This is a genomic window from Roseomonas sp. BN140053 (genome assembly GCF_047690175.1).
Lineage (GTDB): Bacteria > Pseudomonadota > Alphaproteobacteria > Acetobacterales > Acetobacteraceae > Roseomonas.
This window is the reverse complement of sequence record NZ_JBLLEB010000004.1, coordinates 1-17483: the sequence shown is the minus strand read 5'-3', so window position 1 is coordinate 17483 and position 17483 is coordinate 1. Positions and strand designations below refer to the sequence as shown.

16 protein-coding genes are annotated in these 17483 nt (G+C 73.9%); 5 read left to right on the top strand and 11 right to left on the bottom strand.

Annotated elements, in window-relative coordinates; all coding sequences use genetic code 11:
• Positions 1–88: 88 nt before the first annotated feature.
• Complete coding sequence (locus tag ACLIBK_RS05685) at positions 89–1030, bottom strand: aldo/keto reductase family oxidoreductase (protein WP_415386265.1); 942 nt, start codon at positions 1028–1030, stop codon at positions 89–91.
• 95 nt (positions 1031–1125) lie between these two features.
• On the opposite strand from ACLIBK_RS05685, the gene ACLIBK_RS05680 reads away from it, so the two are divergent.
• The 3 genes from ACLIBK_RS05680 (at position 1126) to ACLIBK_RS05670 (ending at position 4427) form a co-directional block, all read left to right on the top strand.
• A complete protein-coding gene (locus ACLIBK_RS05680; protein ID WP_415386264.1) occupies positions 1126–2028 on the top strand; it encodes a LysR family transcriptional regulator in 903 nt (300 codons plus the stop codon).
• 235 nt (positions 2029–2263) lie between these two features.
• Positions 2264–3274: a Gfo/Idh/MocA family protein gene (locus ACLIBK_RS05675; protein WP_415386263.1), complete on the top strand. Its 1011-nt coding sequence runs from the start codon at positions 2264–2266 to the stop codon at positions 3272–3274.
• A gap of 136 nt (positions 3275–3410) precedes the next feature.
• Positions 3411–4427: a tripartite tricarboxylate transporter substrate-binding protein gene (locus tag ACLIBK_RS05670; protein WP_415386262.1), complete on the top strand. Its 1017-nt coding sequence runs from the start codon at positions 3411–3413 to the stop codon at positions 4425–4427.
• 63 nt (positions 4428–4490) lie between these two features.
• Here the strand turns inward: ACLIBK_RS05670 and ACLIBK_RS05665 are convergent, their stop codons facing one another.
• Together ACLIBK_RS05665 and ACLIBK_RS05660 are read right to left on the bottom strand one after the other, a co-directional pair.
• A complete protein-coding gene (locus tag ACLIBK_RS05665; RefSeq protein ID WP_415386261.1) occupies positions 4491–4910 on the bottom strand; it encodes a DUF805 domain-containing protein in 420 nt (139 codons plus the stop codon).
• Between the two features lie 176 nt (positions 4911–5086).
• Positions 5087–5512, bottom strand: a complete 426-nt coding sequence (locus ACLIBK_RS05660) for a MerR family transcriptional regulator (RefSeq protein WP_415386260.1) — start codon at positions 5510–5512, stop codon at positions 5087–5089.
• 66 nt (positions 5513–5578) lie between these two features.
• Here ACLIBK_RS05660 and ACLIBK_RS05655 point away from each other — a divergent pair, with 66 nt between their 5' ends.
• Together ACLIBK_RS05655 and ACLIBK_RS05650 are read left to right on the top strand one after the other, a co-directional pair.
• Positions 5579–7939 carry a heavy metal translocating P-type ATPase gene (locus ACLIBK_RS05655; protein WP_415386259.1) on the top strand — a complete coding sequence of 787 codons (2361 nt, stop codon included), beginning with the start codon at positions 5579–5581 and terminating at the stop codon, positions 7937–7939.
• Between the two features lie 239 nt (positions 7940–8178).
• On the top strand, positions 8179–8430 hold the full coding sequence (locus ACLIBK_RS05650; RefSeq protein ID WP_415386258.1) for a helix-turn-helix domain-containing protein: 252 nt from the start codon (positions 8179–8181) through the stop codon (positions 8428–8430).
• A gap of 354 nt (positions 8431–8784) precedes the next feature.
• Here ACLIBK_RS05650 and pcaB read toward each other — a convergent pair whose 3' ends face one another.
• From pcaB to ACLIBK_RS05610, 8 genes are all read right to left on the bottom strand, one after another.
• Entirely contained in the window at positions 8785–10131 is a 1347-nt protein-coding gene (pcaB, locus tag ACLIBK_RS05645) for a 3-carboxy-cis,cis-muconate cycloisomerase (protein WP_415386257.1), read from the bottom strand.
• 4 nt (positions 10132–10135) lie between these two features.
• Entirely contained in the window at positions 10136–10750 is a 615-nt protein-coding gene (gene pcaG / locus ACLIBK_RS05640) for a protocatechuate 3,4-dioxygenase subunit alpha (protein ID WP_415386256.1), read from the bottom strand.
• Positions 10743–11462 (bottom strand): protocatechuate 3,4-dioxygenase subunit beta, encoded by a 720-nt coding sequence (gene pcaH, locus ACLIBK_RS05635; RefSeq protein WP_415386255.1) that lies wholly within the window; start codon positions 11460–11462, stop codon positions 10743–10745. Before pcaH ends, pcaG begins: the two co-directional genes overlap by 8 nt.
• A complete protein-coding gene (pcaC, locus tag ACLIBK_RS05630) occupies positions 11459–12610 on the bottom strand; it encodes a 4-carboxymuconolactone decarboxylase (protein ID WP_415386254.1) in 1152 nt (383 codons plus the stop codon). Before pcaC ends, pcaH begins: the two co-directional genes overlap by 4 nt.
• 298 nt (positions 12611–12908) lie before the next feature.
• The gene (locus ACLIBK_RS05625; protein WP_415386253.1) at positions 12909–14816 is read right to left on the bottom strand and encodes a bifunctional sugar phosphate isomerase/epimerase/4-hydroxyphenylpyruvate dioxygenase family protein; all 1908 of its coding nucleotides are present in this window, start codon (positions 14814–14816) and stop codon (positions 12909–12911) included.
• A gap of 374 nt (positions 14817–15190) precedes the next feature.
• Positions 15191–16204 carry a Bug family tripartite tricarboxylate transporter substrate binding protein gene (locus ACLIBK_RS05620; protein WP_415386252.1) on the bottom strand — a complete coding sequence of 338 codons (1014 nt, stop codon included), beginning with the start codon at positions 16202–16204 and terminating at the stop codon, positions 15191–15193.
• 211 nt (positions 16205–16415) lie between these two features.
• Positions 16416–16934 carry a hypothetical protein gene (locus ACLIBK_RS05615; protein ID WP_415386251.1) on the bottom strand — a complete coding sequence of 173 codons (519 nt, stop codon included), beginning with the start codon at positions 16932–16934 and terminating at the stop codon, positions 16416–16418.
• A 203-nt stretch (positions 16935–17137) separates the two neighbouring features.
• On the bottom strand, positions 17138–17483 hold a 346-nt coding region (locus ACLIBK_RS05610; protein ID WP_415386250.1), incomplete at its 5' end, for a transposase.

Here is a 17483-nt window from a genome sequence, read left to right as displayed (position 1 = left end):
GAGTGTGGGGGTGCCCAGAGGGCACTCCCAAAACTCCCGAAAATAGATGGGGGTCCGGGGGAATACTTTCCCCCGGCTTGCTTCCGCGTCAGCCCGCCGCCCCGATGCCGTTCAGCGCCGCCATCGCCTCCGCCGGCAGGTCCAGCTCCGCCGCGGCGAGGTTTTCCCGCAGGTGCGCCACGGAGGAGGTGCCGGGGATCAGCAGGATGTTGGGCGAGCGGCGCAGCAGCCAGGCCAGCGCCACCTGCATCGGCGTGGCGCCCAGCTGCGCCGCGACCTCCGACAGGGTGGAGGATTGCAGCGGCGAGAAGCCGCCCAGCGGAAAGAACGGCACGTAGGGGATGCCGTCGCGGTTCAGCGCGTCGATCAGCGCGTCATCGCCGCGATGCGCCAGGTTGTACTGGTTCTGCACGCAGGCCACCGCGCAGATGCCGCGGCCCTGCGCTACCTGCGTGGGCGTGACGTTGCTCAGCCCGATGTGGCGCACCAGGCCGCGGCGCTGCAGCTCGGCCAGGGCGGTCAGCGGTTCCTCGATGGAGCCCTCGGCGGGACCGTGCACGTCCAGCATGATGCGCAGGTTCACCACCTCCAGCACGTCGAGGCCGAGGTTGCGCAGATTGTCGTGCACCGCCCGCTCCAGCGCCTCGGCCGAGAAGGCCGGCAGCCAGGCGCCCTTCTCGTCGCGCCGCGCGCCGATCTTGGTGACGAGGGTGAGGTCGGCGGGATAGGGCGCCAGGGCTTCGCGGATCAGCTGGTTGGTGACGTGCGGGCCGTAGAAGTCGCTGGTGTCGATGTGGTCCACCCCGGCCGCCACCGCCGCGCGCAGCACGGCCAGGGCGGCGTCGCGGTCGCTCGGCGGGCCGAACACCCCCGGTCCCGCCAGCTGCATGGCGCCGTAGCCCAGCCGCCGCACGCGGCGGCTGCCGAGGCGGAAGCTGCCGGCCCGGGCGATGCCGCGGGCGACGGGATCGGCAGCCTCGGCGGTGCCGGTGGCGGGGGTGGTGCGGCCGAGGGTGTCGCTGCTGGTCATGGGGAAATGCTCCGTGCTGATGACCCCTAGCTAGGCCGTGTCGCGCTGCGCGATAATCAGGCACAATCCGCACGCCCTGTGCGGGAAAACGAACGATGCGGGCGGATCTCGGCGACCTCCATGCTTTCCTCGCGGTGGCGCGCGCCGGCGGGTTCCGCGACGGGGCGCGCGCGGCGGGCAGCAGTGCCTCGGGGCTGAGCGAGGCGGTGCGGCGGCTGGAAGCGCGGCTCGGCGTGCGGCTGCTGCACCGGACCACCCGCAGCGTGGTGCCCACCGAAGCCGGGGCGCGGCTGATCGAGCGGCTCGGCCCGGCGCTGGGGGAGGTGGAGGCGGCGCTGGACGTGGTGAACGGCTTCCGCGACCGGCCGGCGGGCACGCTGCGGCTGAACGTGCCGGTCAGCGCGGCGCGGCTGGTGCTGCCGCGCATCGTGCCGCCCTTCCTGGCCGCGTTTCCCGAGATCCGGCTGGAGGTGACGGTCGAGGACAGCTTCGTGGACCTGCTGGCCGCCGGCTGCGACGCCGGCATCCGCTACGACGAGCGGCTGGAAGGGGACATGATCGCGGTGCCGATCGGGCCGCGGGTGCAGCGCTTCGCCACCGCCGCCGCGCCGGACTACCTGCGCCGCCGCGGCCGTCCCGCGCACCCGCGCGAGCTGCTGGACCACGCCTGCCTGCGCGGCCGCTTCAGCAGCGGCGCGATGATCGTGTGGGAATACGAGCGCGACGGCGAGGTGGTGCGGGTGGAGCCGGCGGGGCCGCTGCTGGTCAGCGTCGGCGCGGGCACCGACCTAGCGGTGGAAGCGGCGGTGGCCGGCACCGGCATCATCACCCTGTTCGAGGACTGGCTGCGGCCCTACCTCGACAGCGGGGCGCTGGAGCCGGTGCTGGAAGACTGGTGGCCGGCCTTTTCCGGGCCCTTCCTGTACTACCCCGGGCGGCGGCTGGTGCCGGCGCCGCTGCGGGCCTTTATCGAGTTCGTGCGGGGGCTGGGCGGTTAGGCAGTGGCCTCAGGGGCGGCCTCGGGGGCGGAGGAGCGCAGGGCTGCCGGACCCGTGGTGCCGGCGCGCGGCGCAGCGGCCCGGGACCCGTGCCGCGATGGGCCGGCCGATCTGGCGCAATGCGGGTGGAATGTTACGCTCGGCCAGTCGGGCGCGGCACGGCCGCCGTGCCGCCCGCCCGGATGGCGCCGCATGCCGGCCGCGTCACCCACCACCGCCGAGGACACACGCACGCATGATCCGCGCCGCCATGATCGGGCTGGGCACCTGGGGACAGAACCTCGTCCGCAGCGTACAGGGCCGCAGCCCGGCCATCCGGTTCACCACCGCCGCCACCCGCACCCCCGACAAGGCGCGCGACTTCGCCGCCGCGCAGGGCATGCGGCTGCTGCCGCGCTTCGAGGACGTGCTGGCCGACCCGGAGGTGGACGCGGTGGTGCTGGCCACGCCGCACTCCCTGCACACCGAACAGATCGTGGCTGCCGCCGCGGCGGGCAAGCACGTGTTCAGCGAGAAGCCGCTGGGCGTGGATGCCGCCAGCGCCGAGCGCGCCGCGCGCGCCTGCGCCGAGGCCGGGGTGACTCTGGGGGTGGGCTACAACTGGCGCTACCAGCCGGCGCTGCAGCGCATCCGCCAGCTGATCGACGACGGCACGCTGGGCCGGGTGCTGCATATCGAGGGCAATTTCTGCGGCCCCAGCGCCTACCGTTTCCCCAAGGGCCACTGGCGCCACGACCGCGAGGAGGTGCCGGCGGGCGGCATGACCGGGCGCGGCGTCCATGTTGTGGACGCCATGCTGTTCCTGGCCGGCCATGTCGAGCAGGTGACGGCGCAGAGCGTCCGGCTGGTGCAGGATTTCGGCGTGGACGACACGACCTCGATGCTGTTCCGCTTCGCCGGCGGGGCCACGGGCACCCTCGCCACGGTGATCGCCACGGCGGAAACCTGGCGGATGCAGGTCTTCGGCAGCGAGGCCTGGGTGGAGGTGGGCGATGTCGAGCACCTGACCACCTGGGAGCTGCGCCTGTGCCGGCTCGACCGGAACGCCATCACGGTCAAGCAGCGGCCGGAGGTGATCCGCTTCCCCGAAACCAGCACGGAACGCGCGGAGCTGGAGCATTTCGCCGAAGCCGTGGCCGCGCGCCGCCCGCTGGTGCTGCCGGGCGGCGACGCCGTGCACAACGTGGCGCTGCTGGAGGCCATCCTGGAATCCGTCCGCTCGCAGGGGCCGGTGCGCCTGGGCTGAGCACGCCGACCGCGGCGGGGCGCGAAACCGGTCCGCCGCGTGCATGCGCTTTACAGAACACCGGGCCGGCGCGGGCGGGGGCTGGCCCGCCGGGAACCGCGTTCCGGCCGATGCGAAAAGGGAAAGCTGCGTGAACATGCCGCGATGGAGCCGACGGAACTGGATGCTGGGGGCGGCCGGGCTGGGCGCCGCCAAGCTGGGGCTCGCCGGGCCGGGCTGGGGCGCCGGGGCCTGGGCGCAGGGCGCCGCGGAGTTCCCCAACAAGCCGATCCGGGTGGTGGTGCCCTCGCCGCCCGGCGGGCCGCCGGACCTGATCCTGCGCGCCATCCTGCCCCGGCTGACGGCCACGCTGGGCCAGCCGGTGGTGATGGACAACCGCGCCGGCGGCGGCGGGCTGGTGGGCACGGCCTTTGTCGCGCGGCAGCCGGCCGATGGCTACACCTGGCTGTTCACCACGGCCTCGCACACCAACATCGTGCCGTTCAACGACAACGTGTCCTACGACCCCGTGCGCGACTTCACCCACGTCACGCTGGCCGCGCAGAATTTCGGCCAGGCGCTGGTGGTGCATCCCGCCGTGCCGGCCCGCAGCGTGGCCGAGCTGGTCGCGCTGGCGAAGCGCGAGCCGGGCAAGCTGACCTACGGCAATGCCGGCAACGGCACCGCCAGCCACATCCCCGCCGAGGTGATGAAGACCATGACGGGGACGGACATCCTGTCCGTGCCCTATCGCGGCGTGGCGGAGGCCACCACGGATCTCCTCGCCGGGCGGATCGACATGTTCTTCGTGGGCACGCAGATCGCCCTGCAGCACGTGCAGAGCGGCGCGCTGCGCGCCCTGGCGATCACCGGGAGCAAGCGCTGGAAGGGCATGCCCGATACCCCCACCATGGACGAGGCCGGGCTGCCGGGCTTCGAGGTGGTGAACTGGTTCGGCCTGTGGATGCCGGCCGGCGCGCCGCCCGCCGTGGTGCGCAAGGTGCAGGCCGCCGTGGCCGCTGCGGTGGGCGAGCCGGAGGTGAAGGCGCAGTTCGACACGCTGGGCCTGGAGGGCGTGGCCATGCCGCCGGACGACTTCGCCCGCTTCGTGGCGGACCAGGCCCGCATCGCCCAGGAGATCGGCCGCCGCGTGAACGCTGCGCCGAAGCCCTGATCCGGCGGGGCATCGCGCGGGGGTGGCTGCGTCCCGGTCAGGCCGGATCGTTGCGGGGAATTCCTAGGCTGGCCGTTCCAGCGGGTCGGGTCCGTAGCGGTTCGGCCCGCGCGTGCCGTCGCGGCAGCCCAGGCTGATGAACAGCCAGATCCAGCCGATCACCGGCACCAGCACGAGAAGGTTCCACCACCCGCTGCGTCCCCGGTCGTGCCAACGCCTGGTCATGCCGGCCAGTCCCGGCAGCCCGGAGGCCCAGGACCACACGGCCGTGACTGGGCCGCCCAGGTGCAGGGTGTACTGCGCCGGGGCCGCCTGGACCGTGGGCACGGGCGTGGGAACCCTGATCCAGGTGGGCGCGCCGAACAGGGCCAGGTCGATGCCGAAGGCGATCCAGTAAAGGGCGAAGAGCGGCAGCACGTAGGTCAGCCAGTAGGCCCCCAGGGAGATCCGCCCCCCGAAGCTGATCCAGCGCAGCAGGAACAAGCCGGTCTCCCCGTGATGAGTCGCGGGCGCATCGTAGCGGGCAAACACTGTGCCCGGAATGAACGGAACCGTTGCCCCGGCCATTGGGTTGCCGGGCAGGGTCCGGCCCGGGCCGGTCCCGCCACGGTCGGCGTGTCCGCCAGGAGGGGGGCGCGGCGCGCCGGCCGGTACGCGCATCAGGCCAGGCGCCCGTGGCCGTGACTGGTGTCGGCCAGGGTCTCGATCACCCGGCAATTCGACACCTGGCCGGAGGCGCACTGGCTGAGCATGCGCTCCAGCTCGGCCTTCAGGGCCTGCAGGCGGGCGATGCGCGCTTCCACCTCGCCCAGGCGGGCGCGGGCGATCTCGTCCGCGGCGGCGCAGGAGTGCTGCGGGTCGTCCTGCAGGGACAATAAGGTGCGGATCGCCTCCACCGCGAAGCCCAGCTCGCGCGCGTGGCGGATAAAGGCCAGGCGGCGGAGGTCGGCGGCGTCGAACAGCCGGCGCTGGCTGTCGGTGCGGGCGGGGGCGGGAAGGAGGCCGATCTCCTCGTAGTAGCGGATCGTGGGGACCTTCACGCCGCTGTGGCGGGCGGCCTCGCCGATGGGAACGGGCGGCAACATCGGGGCTTGCTCCTCGAGTGGCTAGAGGATGTAGCTCTCGCGGCACTGCAGGAAAGGGGTGCCGCCATGACCGCCACGACGACGCGGAGCCGCTACCGGATCGGCGGGATGGATTGCGCCGGCTGTGCCGCCAAGATCGACACGGCGGTGCGGCGCATCCCCGGCGTGGAGGAGGCGGCAGTTTCCGTCACGGCCGGCACGCTGAACCTGCGGCACAGCGGCGACACCGACCTGGCCGCGCTGGAACGGCGCGTGGCGGGGCTGGGCTACAGCATCACCCCCATCCCTGCGGCGGGCGAACAGGGCCGCGGGCACGACCAGGGACGCGCCCATGCCTGCGGGCATGACCAGGCGCAGGCTGATGGCCAGGGGCATCGCCATGACCACGCCGATGGCCACGGACACCACCATGACCACGCCGATGGTCATGGCCACGACCATGCCAGCGGTCACGATCACGGCGCGCGACCTGGGGGCGCGGCGAAGAACGGCCATGACCATGCCGCGGGCGGCCTGAGCGGGCTGCACGGGCACGACCACGGCCCGACCACCGGCCCCTGGTGGCGCAGCGGCAAGGGCCTGCTGACCATCGCCAGCGGCGTGGCGCTGGTGGCCGCCTATCTCGCCGGCCAGGTGCTGCCGGGCGCGGGCGAATGGTTCTTCCTGGCGGCGATGCTGGTGGGGCTGGTGCCCATCGCGCGGCGGGCGGCCACCGCGGCGCTGGCGGGCACGCCCTTCTCCATCGAGATGCTGATGACGATCGCCGCGATCGGCGCCGCGATCATCGGCGCCGGCGAGGAAGGCGCCGCCGTGGTGTTCCTGTTCCTGGTGGGCGAGCTGCTGGAAGGCGTGGCCGCCGGCCGCGCCCGCGCCAGCATCCAGGCGCTGACCGGGCTGGTGCCGGCGGTTGCCCTGCTGGAACGCGACGGCCGCCTGGAGGAGGTGCCGGTCGCCACCCTGCCGGTGGGCGCCACGATCCTGGTGCGCCCGGGCGACCGCATCGGCGCCGACGGGGTGGTGCTGGAGGGCGAGAGCGCGGTGAACGAGGCCCCCGTGACCGGCGAGAGCGTGCCGCGCCGCAAGGTGCCGGGCGACGGCGTCTTCGCCGGCACGGTGAACGGCGACGCGGTGCTGCGGCTACGGGTTTCCGCGGCGGCGGCCGACAACACCATCGCCCGCGTGGTGCGGCTGGTGGAGGAGGCGCAGGAAAGCAAGGCGCCCACCGAGCGGCTGATCGACCGCTTCTCGCGCTGGTACACGCCGGCGGTGGTGGCCGTCGCCGTGCTGGTGGCGGTGCTGCCGCCGCTGCTGTGGGACGGCGACTGGAACGGCTGGGTCTACAAGGGCCTGGCAATCCTGCTGATCGGCTGCCCCTGCGCGCTGGTGATCTCCACCCCCGCGGCCATCGCCGCCGCGCTGTCGGCGGGGGCGCGGCGCGGGCTGCTGGTCAAGGGCGGGGCGGTGCTGGAACGGCTGGGCTCCGTCACCGCGGCCGCCTTCGACAAGACCGGCACGCTGACCCCCGGCCGCCCGGTGGTGACGGAGATCCGCGGCTACGGCCGCGACGAGGACGCGGTGCTGCGGCTGGCCGCGGCGCTGGAGAATGGGTCGAGCCATCCCCTGGCCGTGGCCATCCTGGCGCAGGCGGCGGCGCGGGGCGTGGCGGTGCCGGCGGCGGTGGGCAGCCGGGCGCTGGCCGGGCAGGGCGTGGCCGGCACGGCGGAGGGCGAGGCGCTATTCCTGGGCTCGGCGCGCGCTGCGGCCGCGCGCGTGCCGCTGGATCAGGCGCAGGAGGCCGAGGTCGCGGCGCTGCACGCGGCGGGGGCGACGGTGTCCGTGCTGCTGGCGGGCCACGCCGTGGCCGGGCTGATCGCCCTGCGCGACGAGCCGCGGCCGGACGCGGCGGCGGGGATCGCGGCACTGCAGGCGGCGGGGATCACGCCGGTGATGCTGACCGGCGACAACCCCCGCACCGCCGCGGCGCTGGGCGGCCTGCTGGGGCTGGAGGTGCGGGCGGAACTGCTGCCGGAGGACAAGCAGCGCCTGGTGCGCGAGATGCAGGCGCGCGGGCAGGTGGTGGCGGTGATCGGCGACGGCATCAACGACGCCCCCGCGCTGGCAGCGGCCGATGTGGGCATCGCCATGGGCGGCGGCACCGACGTGGCGCTGGAAACCGCCGATGCCGCGGTGCTGCACGGGCGGGTGGGGGACGTGGCCGGGCTGGTGCGGCTGTCGCGCGCGGCGATGGCCAATATCCGGCAGAACATCGCGCTGTCGCTGGGGCTGAAGCTGGTGTTCCTGGTGACCACCGTGCTGGGGGTGACGGGGCTGTGGCCGGCCATCCTGGCCGACACCGGCGCCACCGTGCTGGTGACCGCCAATGCCATGCGGCTGCTGGCCTGGCGGGGCGAGCCGCGGGGCGCGTAAGCGCCGCGCCGGCAGGCCCCGGCGGGGCGCCGCCGGAACCGTGGCGCCGTTCCCGAACGGCGCCGCGACGGCGGTGGCCAGTGCTTGCCCGGCCTTCCGCGCCGCGTGCCGCCGTGGCGCGGAACAGGGGCCGGATCGGGGCGGAAAGCCCTGCCGCTTCCGTGGGTTAGCGCTGTTCGGGAATTGAAACGGAAGTGCCGGATCACCATCTTCCACCCACGGGAAAATCGGAGATCCACATGCAGTTCAGTCCCCTCATCGCGCGGGGCCGGGTGATCGCGGCCGCACGCATGCTGGCCGGGCTCGACCAGCATCAGCTGGCCGAAGCGGCGGGCCTGTCACCTTCCACCATTTCCAGGATCGAGCTGGGCCGGCGCAACGTGCGCCAGGACACGCTGCGTGCCGTCAGCACGGCGCTGGAGCGCCTGGGCATCGACCTGACCCAGAACAACCGCACCGGCCACCACGCGGTCGGCACCAGCTACGCCTGATCCGGCCGCGGCTGCGCCGGTTTCGGCGGCTGCAGTTCTCTGTCCGGGTTGTCTCGGTTGGTCTTTGGTGTTCGGGCGTCGGCCAGGGGCGCTGCCCCTGGACCCCGCCGGGGAGTTTAAACTCCCCGGACCCCACGTTGAGTGCCTCCGGCGGGGGCGGGATGGCCAACGTTGGCCCCCCGGATAAACCTGTCCGAGCCCGCCCCCGCCGGAGGCACTCATGAGGTCGAGGAGCCTAAGCTCCTCGCGGGGGCTCCAAGGGGGCAGAGCCCCCTTGGCCCAGGCCCGAACACCAAAGACCAACCGAAGCCACCCGGGCGAGGGAACCGCGCCACCGCACCGACGCGGCCAGGATCAGCCGGCGCGGGCCAGGACGCGGTCCACGAAGGCGCCGGCGCTGCCGAGGTAGCCGGCGGGGTCGGTGAGGCGGGCGATGGCGGCGGGGTCGAGCCGGGAGGACACGGTGTCGTCGCGGCCCAGGGCTTCTGCCAGGGGCAGGCCTTCGGCCAGGGCGACGTCGCAGGCGTGGTGCACGGCGTCGTGGGCGGCGCCGCGGCCCAGCACGGGGGCGAGGCCCATCATCACGGCCTCCGCCACGATCAGCCCGCCGGTGCTGTCGAGGTTGCGGCGCATCCGGGCGGCGTCCACGGTCATGCCCTCGGCCACCAGCACGGCCTGGCTCAGGGCGCCGTGGGTGAGGAGGAGGGCCTGGGGCAGGGCCAGCGGCTCGGCTTGCCAGGGACCGGTGCCGCGTTCCTGGTCGTGCGCCACGGCGGCCAGCATCTGCGGCACCAGGGCGTGCACGCCGCGGGCCTGGGCCAGGACGTACTCGCAGGCGATCGGGTTGCGCTTCTGCGGCATGGTGGAGGAACCGCCGCGGCCGGGGGCGTGCGGCTCGGCCACCTCGGCGATCTCGGTCTGCATCAGCAGCATGATGTCGGTGGCGATCTTGCTCAGGCTGCCGCAGAGCAGGCCGCACCAGCACACCGCCTCGGCCAGGCTGTCATGGGCGACGTGCCAGGGGATCTCGGGCTCGCCGAGGTCCAGTTCGCGCGCCAGCTCGCGCAGCACCTCCAGCCCGCGGTCGCCCAGCGAGGCCAGGGTGCCGACGGCGCCGCCGAACTGCACGCGCAGCGCGCGGGGGCGCAGCTCGCGCAAGCGTTCGCGGGCGGTGAGCAGCGGCGAGAGCCAGACGGCGACCTTGTAGCCGAAGGTCACGGGCAGGGCGTGCTGCAGGTGGGTGCGCCCGGCCATCACCGTGTCGCGGTGCTCGAGGGCGCGGGCGGCCAGGGCGGCGCAGAGGCGGTCGAGTTCCGTGCCCAGCAGGTCCAGCGCGTCGCGCAGCATCAGCACCGTGGCGCTGTCCACGATGTCCTGGGTGGTGGCGCCCCAGTGCGTCCAGCGGCCGGATTCCGCGCCGGCGGCGGCGGTCAGCTGCTTCACCAGCCCCACCACGGGATAGCCGGTGTTGCGGGTGGACACGGCCAGCGCGGGCAGGTCCAGAATGTCAAAGCGGGCGGCGGCGGTGATGGCGGCACCGGCCTCCGCGGGGATGATGCCCAGGCGGGATTCGGCGCGGGCCAGGGCCGCTTCCACGTCCAGCATGCGGGACAGCAGGGCGCGCTCCCCCACCGCGGCGCGCATGGCGTCGGTGCCGTAGAGCGCGCCCAGCACGGCGCCGTCGGCGGGGTTCACGCTCATCGGGTCACACCGCCATCCAGACGGTCTCGTTCTCGCCCTGCAGCCGCAGGTCGAGGTTCCAGGTGCCGGGCTCCACCTGCTTGGCGATCAGCGTGCCGCGCCGCGCCGGGGGCACGGAGGAGAGCACGGGGTCGCTGTCGTTCAGCGCCTCGCCCTCGAAGTACAGGCGGGAGGAGAGGTGGGTCAGCAGGCCGCGGGCGAAGACCGCCAGGGCGATGTGCGGCGCCTGCTTCGCGTTCTCGCCGGGCCGGCCGCTGACCGGCACCGGGCCGGGCTTGAGCGTCACGAAGCGGAAGGAGCCGTCGCGGTTGGTGGCGCAGCGGCCGTAGCCCTGGAACTCGCCCGGCGGGCCCTCGGGGTCGGGGTATTCGCCCTTGGGGTCGGCGTGCCAGATCTCGATCATGGCGTCGCCCACCGGCTCGCCGGCGCCGTCGGTGACGCGGCCGGTGAGGGTGATCTTCTCGCCCGGCGGCACCTGCCCCGCGAAGTGGCGGGTGGTGTCGGCCCATTCCGGGAAGTCCACCAGGTGCCAGTAGGGCCCCGCGGTCTGCGCGGCAGAGGCGATGGGAACCTGGGTGGCGCCCTGTTCGGGGGTGGTGGTCTCGGTGGCGTCAGCCATGGTCGTGGTTGTCCTCCATCGGCGTGGCGTCGCGGCCGCGCAGCACCACGTCGAAGCGGTAGCCCAGGGCCCATTCCGGCTCGGTCAGGTCGAGGTCGAACTTGGACACCAGCCGGTCGCGCGCGGCCTTGTCGGGCACGGTGTTGAAGATCGGGTCGATCGGCAGCAGCGGGTCGCCGGGGAAGTACATCTGCGTCACCAGCCGCTGCGCGAAGCCGGCGCCGAACAGGCTGTAGTGGATGTGGTTCGGGCGCCAGGCGTTGTGGTGGTTGCGCCAGGGATAGGCGCCCGGCTTGATCGTGACGTAGCGGTACCAGCCCTCGGCATCGGTGAAGACGCGGCCGCGGCCGTCGAAGTTCACGTCCAGCGGGGCGTCGTGCTGGTCGCCCTCGTGGTTGTAGCGGCCGGCGGCGTTGGCCTGCCAGACTTCCACCATGGCGTTGCGGATCGGGCGCCCGTCCTCGTCCAGCACGCGGCCGGCGACGATGATGCGCTCGCCCATGGCGTGGGAGCCGTCCTTCTGCACCGTCATGTCCACCCGTTCCGGGTAGCGCTCGGGCGAGAAGCGGGGGGAGCTGGTTTCCGTCAGTGTATGCGGCAGTTCCAGCAGGCCCGCCTGCGGGTGGCGGTACCGGGTGGAGCCGTATTCCGGCGAGTTGTAGGCCGGCTGCGTGCCCGCCTTGGGCTGGCGGTAGCCGAGGATGTCGCTCATGCGCCTTGCTCCATCTGCTTGAGGGTGTCCTTGGCGATTTTCAGCGCGTGGTTGGCGGCTGGCACGCCGGCGTAGGCGCCGACCTGCAGCAGCACCTCCGCGATCTCTTCCGGCGACACGCCGGTGTTGCGGGTCGCGCGGACATGCAGCGCGAACTCGCCCTCCCGCCCCAGCGCCGCGGTGACGGCCAGCGTCAGCAGGGAGCGGGTGTGGCGCGGCAGTCCGGGGCGGGTCCAGATAGAGCCCCAGACGCTGCGGGTGATGTAGTCCTGGAAGGCTTGGTCCAGCGGCGTGATGCCGGCGGAAGCGCGGGCGACGTGCGCTTCGCCCAGCACCGCCTTGCGGACCGCCATGCCGGCCTCGAAGGGGTCGCTGCCGACCAGCCCGGCGAAATGCGCCAGCAGGGCGGCGTTCACAGCCTCCGCCGCCTCGAAGGTCGGGATGTGCGAGGCGCGGGGGATCACCACCAGCTTGGCGCCGGGAATGGCGTCGCGGATGGCCTCTGCCTTGTCCGGCGGGCTGGCCGGGTCGTCGGCGCCGACGATCACGGTGGTGGGGGTGCTGATGCGGCCCAGCAGCGGCGCGGCGCGGGCGTCGCGCAGGGCGGCGGCGCAGGCGGCGTAGCCGTCCACGGAGGTCGCCAGCAGCATCCGGCGCAACCCCTGCGAGGACGCGGAGGACTGGTCCAGCACCCAGCGCGGCATGACGCCGTCCACGATGGCGGCCATGCCGCCGGCACGGATGGCGTCGATGCGGGCCTGCCAGGATTCCGGCGGCAGGAATTCCAGCGCGGTGTCGCAGGCCACCAGGGACAGCACGCGGTCCGGCGCGGTGGCCGCGATCTCCAGCGCCACGCGGCCGCCGATGCTGAGGCCCACGACGTGCGCGGCGTGGACGCCCAGCGCGTCCAGCACCGCCAGCGCGTCGGCGGCGAGGTCGGCCATGCCCGCCTCGCCCGGCAGGGTGCCGGACAACCCGTGGCCGCGCAGGTCGGGGCGGATCACGCGGTGGGTGCGGGCGAGGGCGGCGGCCTGCGGGTCCCAGACGCGGCCGTCGGTGCCGATGCTGTGCAGCATCAGCACGGCGGGGGCGCCGGGCGGGCCTTCCACCTGCAGGTGCGTTTCGAGATCGCCGGCTTTCAGGAACATGCGCGGAACCATTCCCCCCGTTTCGGCGCGAACCTAGTCCCGGCTGCCCCGGCGAGCCATGCCCGCGACGGCGCCCCTGATATCGCGCCGCGTCGGGAATGCAACGCGCGCGGGGGCTCGGGGGCTGCGCCGGGCGGCGCGGGGCGCCCGGCGGGCGGGGGCGGCAGCGGGGCGATGGCCGGAGCCGAGGGCGGCGGGGCGGAGGCCGAGGCCGCCGGCCGCGCCTCGGCCGGCGCCCACCGCGGCGCGGCGGCCGGGGCCGCTGACGCTGCCGGGGCCGCGGACGCCGCCGACACCGTCACCCTTCCGCGCCCATCCCGGCCAGGTGGTAGCGCGCCTGGGCGGCCAGGCGGACGCCAGCATTGGCGGCGCCGAACTGGCGGTAGCCGTTGCGGCGCTCCACCACCTCCAGGAAGAAGCGGTCGGCGAAGGAGGCGGTGAAGGCGTGCAGGAACTCGCCCCCCGCGGCGTCGCGGTCGTAGAGCAGTTCCAGGCGGCGCAGCTCCTCCAGCGCGGCGTCGTCCAGGCCGAAGCGGGCGGCGAGGTCGTCGCGGTAGTTCTCGGGAATGTGCAGCAGGGCGGCGCCGCGCGCCCGGGCGGCGGCCACCGCGGCGGCCGCGTCGGTGCTGCGGAACGCGATGTGATGCACGCCCGCGCCGGAAGAGGCGGACACGAAGCGGCCGGTGGCGGTGCGGCGGCTCTCGCTCACGTTGAGCGGCAGGCGCACCGCGTCGTCGGCGCTGACCATCGCGCGGGAGCGGACGATGCCGTAGGGGTCGGGCAGTTCCAGCAGCGGCTCCGCCTGCAGGCCGAGGATGGCGCGGTAGAACAGCACGAAGCGGTCCATCTGCCCGGGCTCCAGCGCCTGCGCCACGTGGTCCACCGCGGTGAAGGCGCCGGGGCCTGCGGGCGGGGCGGGGTCGAGGCGGAAGTCGTCCTCCCAGATCGAGCGGCCGGACGGGTCGGGCTGCACCAGGTGCACCAGCGTGCCGTCGGGGGCGCGCAGGGCGGGGATGGCGCGCTCGCCCTCGCCCAGGCGCTCGCGCCAGCTGGGCGCTAGCAGCGCTTCGGCGCGGCTGAGGGCGCGGGACGCGTCGTCCACCCGCAGCGCCATGGCGCAGATGGAGGGGCCGTGCATGGCGAAGCGTTCCGCCGCGGCGCTGTCGGGCTCGGCGTTGAGCACGAGGTTCACCGCGCCGGAGCGCCACAGCTCCACCGCCTTGGAGCGGTGCGTGCCGGCGTGGTGAAAGCCCAGGCGCCCGAGGAAGCCGGAGAGGGACTTGCCGCTGGGCTCGTCCACCGCGAATTCCAGGAACTCGATGCCGTCCAGGGCGGGGGGCGGCGGCAGGGCGGCGGCGGCCACGGCCGGCACGGGGTCGGGTGCGGCGGCCAGCCCGGCGGTGAGCCAGCGCAGCGAGCGCAGGCCGTCGCGGGCATGGGCGCGGGCGGGGGCGGCGCGGAACTCGTCGTTGAAAATTTCCAGCGACAGCGGGCCGCGGTAGCCCGACGCCAGCACGGCGCGGGTGAAGCCGGCCACGTCCAGGTCGCCCTGGCCGGGGAAGCAGCGGTGGTGGCGGCTCCAGGACAGCACGTCCATGTCCAGCTTGGGCGCGTCGGCCAGCTGCACGAAGGCGATGCGGTCGCCGGGGATGTCCGCGATGCCGCGGAAGTCGTCGTTCAGGCACAGGGTGTGGAAGCTGTCCACGATCAGCCCCAGCGCCGGGTGGTCGGCCCGCTGCACGATGTCCCAGGCCTGACGCCAGCGGTTCACATGGCGGCCCCACGCCAGCGCCTCGTAGCCCACGCGCAACCCGCGGCGGGCGGCGCGCTCGGCCATCTCGCGCAGGTCGGCGGCGGCGCGGGCGGGATCGTCCAGCGCCGCGGGCTGGGTGTTGGAGCAGACCAGCACGAGGTCGGTGCCCAGCGCCTGCATCACGTCGAACTTGCGCTCCGCCCGGTCCAGCGCCTGGGCGCGGCGGGGCTCGGGCAGCGCCTCGAAGTCGCGGAAGGGCTGGTAGATCGTCACCGCCAGCCCGAGGTCGCGCACCATCCGCCCGACCTCGGCCGGGGTGCCGTCGAAGGTCAGCAGGTCGTTCTCGAAGATCTCCACCCCCGCGAAGCCCGCCGCGGCGGCCGCCTGCAGCTTGTCCGGCAGGTTGCCGCCCAGGCACACCGTGGCGATGGAGAGCGGAAGCGGATCCGTCATGAACGACACCCTGCACGCGCATGGCCCGCCGCGGAGCGACGCACCGGAGGACGGGAGCCCGCGCCCCGCGGTGGCAGCGGGGTGGGCCTGGTGGTTCGGGCCGGGGCCAGAGGGGCTCTGCCCCTCTGGACACCCCGCGAGGAGCTTAGGCTCCTCGACCTCATGAGCGCTCCGCGAGGAGGGGCCATGACCGACGTTACGCCACGGGCGAACCGTATCCCACAGCCCCTCCTCGCGGAGCGCTAAACGTGGGGTCCGGGGAGTTTAAACTCCCCGGCGGAGGTCCAGGAGGCAGAGCCTCCTGGCCACGGTCGAACCATCGAGCACCCACCCCACAGCGGCCGAGGGAGCGAGCCCCCGGCCGCCCGGCGGTGTCACTCCGCGGTGATGCCGCGGGTGCGGATGACTTCGCCCCACTTGCTGCTCTCGGTCGCGAGGTAGGCCGGGAACTCGGCGGGGCTGCCGGGGGTGGGGAAGTTGGAGGCCTGGCGCAGGCGTTCCAGCGTGTCGGGGTCGCGCAGCGTGGCGAGCATGGCGGTGCTGAGGCGGCCGATGATCGGCTCGGGCGTGCCGGCGGGGGCGAGCAGCGCGAACTGCGAGGAGCACTCGAAGCCCGGCAGGCCGGATTCCGCCACGGTGGGGATCTCGGGCACCAGCGGGTTGCGCTGGAGGGAGGACACGCCGAGCGGCACCACGGACTTGGCGGCGATCAGCGGCAGGGCGGTGACGGCGTCCACGAAGGCCATCTGCACCTCGCCGGTCAGCAGCGCCTGCACGGCGGGCGCGCCGCCGCGGTAGGTGACGTTGAGCACGTCGATCTCGGCCATCTTCAGGAACAGCTCGGTGGCGAGGTGCGCGGAGGAGCCGGCGCCGGAGGAAGCGTAGCTCAGCTTGCCCGGCTGGCGCTTGGCGGCGGCGATCAGACCCTGGACGTCGCGCACGCCCAGCTGGTTGGAGGCGCAGAGGAAGATCGGGGTTTCCGCAACGCGGCCGACCGGCGCGAAGGAGCGGGCGTCGTCGTAGCCCTTCTGCGGGAACAGGTGGGTGGCCATGGCGTAGGTGGAGTTCACGCCCATCAGCAGCGTGTAGCCGTCCGGCCGGGCGCGGGCGACAAAGACGTGGCCGATGGTGCCCGAGGCGCCGGCGCGGTTTTCCACCACCACCTGCTGGCCGAGTTCCTTGCTCATGCCCTGGGCGAGCAGGCGGGCGACGAAGTCCGTGGAGCCGCCGGGGGCCCAGCCGACCACCAGGGTCACGGGGCGGTTGGGGAAGGGGGCGTTGCTGGCCGCCGGCGCGGGGGTACCCTGGGCCAGGGCGGCGCGGGCCAGCGGGGTAGCGAGCACGGCGCCGAGGGCCGCACGGCCGAGGTCGCGGCGATTCAGGGACATGGGTTTCCTCCTGTTCCGGTGGCCGGTTGGGACGCCCGTAGCGCCTTCCGTGCCGTGATTGCGGACGTACTAGTTCGTACATTACGTGGCAAGAAGATTTTCGGGCGGGTGGAAGCCCGCCTTGGCCCAAGGCAGCTGCCGGAAGGACACGGGCCCGGCGCCCTGCGGGACCCCGGACCGGCCGGTCCGGAGCCGACCGGGGGATTCCTACTCAGGCCGGGCCGGCGCTGTCCACCGCGGCGCGCAGGCGCTGCAGGGATTGCAGCATGTCGCGGCCGGCCTCGGTGACCTCGGACTGTTCCATGCGGCCGCGGTTCAGGTTGGCGAAACGCTCCCGCATGTGGCGCGACACTTCGCCGAAGGTCGGGTTGTTCTCGAAGCTGGCGGGGGCGCGGCCGACGGCTTCGCGGGCGTTGATCACCGACTGCATCAGCTGGATGGCGTCGGGCGACATGGCGCCGGTCTGGGTCGGGCGGGCGCCGCCTTCCACCTTGGCCAGGGAGTCGCGCACCTGCTGTTCCACGGTCTGCAGCATGCCGCGATAGGCGCCGAGGTCGGCGGCCTTGGGGTTGGGCGTTTGCAGGTTGGGCTCGCCGGCGCTGGGCGGCCGGGCCGGGCCGGCCCCCGGTTCGGTGGTGGGCGGCACCACCGCCTGGGCCAGGGCAACGGAGGCGAGGGGGCCGAGGCTGAGTGCCAGGGCGGCGACGAGGATCCGTGACGTTCCGGGCATCGGCTGGGTTCCGTGGTTTTGGGGTCCGCTTCGAACGCCCGGCCGGGCGCGCCAGTTGCGGGCGCCGCCCGGCACGCCTCGGGGAGAACCGGGGTGGCGGTTCGCCGGCGGGCGCGTCCGGCGGGACGGTCCGTGCCGCCGGCCAGCCGCGCCAACGGCCCGCTGCCCAGGCCGCCAGCCGCGCGACGGGCCGGGTCAGCCCGCTAGAGGCTGTTGTGGACCTGCTCCAGGTTGAGGAGGTTCTTGAGCATGAGGCAGGCGAAGGCGACGAGATGCAGGCCCGCGAGGGTTTCGGGGAGGCGCTCGTAGTCACGGACGAGGCGGCGAAAGCGGGTGGCCCAGGCGAAGGAACGCTCGACCACCCAGCGGCGGGGCAGGAGCACGAAGCCGCGCTTGGCCTCGTGGTGGCGGATGACCTCGAGTTGGATGCCGTGCTCGGCGGCGGCCAGGGCGGGGCGCTCGCCGGTGTAGCCCTGGTCCACGAAGGCGACCTCGACGTGGTCACCGGTGGCCTGCTGGACGGCATCCGCCAGGTGGCCGACCTCGGCG

Excerpts from the sequence above, each read along its gene's own strand:
- ACLIBK_RS05655 (WP_415386259.1), top strand. The coding sequence starts at position 5,579 with ATGACCGCCACGACGACGCGGAGCCGCTACCGGATCGGCGGGATGGAT.
- ACLIBK_RS05615 (WP_415386251.1), bottom strand. The coding sequence starts at position 16,934 with ATGCCCGGAACGTCACGGATCCTCGTCGCCGCCCTGGCACTCAGCCTC.
- pcaH (WP_415386255.1), bottom strand. The coding sequence starts at position 11,462 with ATGAGCGACATCCTCGGCTACCGCCAGCCCAAGGCGGGCACGCAGCCG.
- ACLIBK_RS05670 (WP_415386262.1), top strand. The coding sequence starts at position 3,411 with ATGCCGCGATGGAGCCGACGGAACTGGATGCTGGGGGCGGCCGGGCTG.
- ACLIBK_RS05685 (WP_415386265.1), bottom strand. The coding sequence starts at position 1,030 with ATGACCAGCAGCGACACCCTCGGCCGCACCACCCCCGCCACCGGCACC.
- pcaB (WP_415386257.1), bottom strand. The coding sequence starts at position 10,131 with ATGAGCGTGAACCCCGCCGACGGCGCCGTGCTGGGCGCGCTCTACGGC.
- ACLIBK_RS05660 (WP_415386260.1), bottom strand. The coding sequence starts at position 5,512 with ATGTTGCCGCCCGTTCCCATCGGCGAGGCCGCCCGCCACAGCGGCGTG.
- pcaC (WP_415386254.1), bottom strand. The coding sequence starts at position 12,610 with ATGTTCCTGAAAGCCGGCGATCTCGAAACGCACCTGCAGGTGGAAGGC.
- ACLIBK_RS05680 (WP_415386264.1), top strand. The coding sequence starts at position 1,126 with ATGCGGGCGGATCTCGGCGACCTCCATGCTTTCCTCGCGGTGGCGCGC.
- ACLIBK_RS05675 (WP_415386263.1), top strand. The coding sequence starts at position 2,264 with ATGATCCGCGCCGCCATGATCGGGCTGGGCACCTGGGGACAGAACCTC.
- ACLIBK_RS05625 (WP_415386253.1), bottom strand. The coding sequence starts at position 14,816 with ATGACGGATCCGCTTCCGCTCTCCATCGCCACGGTGTGCCTGGGCGGC.
- pcaG (WP_415386256.1), bottom strand. The coding sequence starts at position 10,750 with ATGGCTGACGCCACCGAGACCACCACCCCCGAACAGGGCGCCACCCAG.
- ACLIBK_RS05650 (WP_415386258.1), top strand. The coding sequence starts at position 8,179 with ATGCAGTTCAGTCCCCTCATCGCGCGGGGCCGGGTGATCGCGGCCGCA.
- ACLIBK_RS05620 (WP_415386252.1), bottom strand. The coding sequence starts at position 16,204 with ATGTCCCTGAATCGCCGCGACCTCGGCCGTGCGGCCCTCGGCGCCGTG.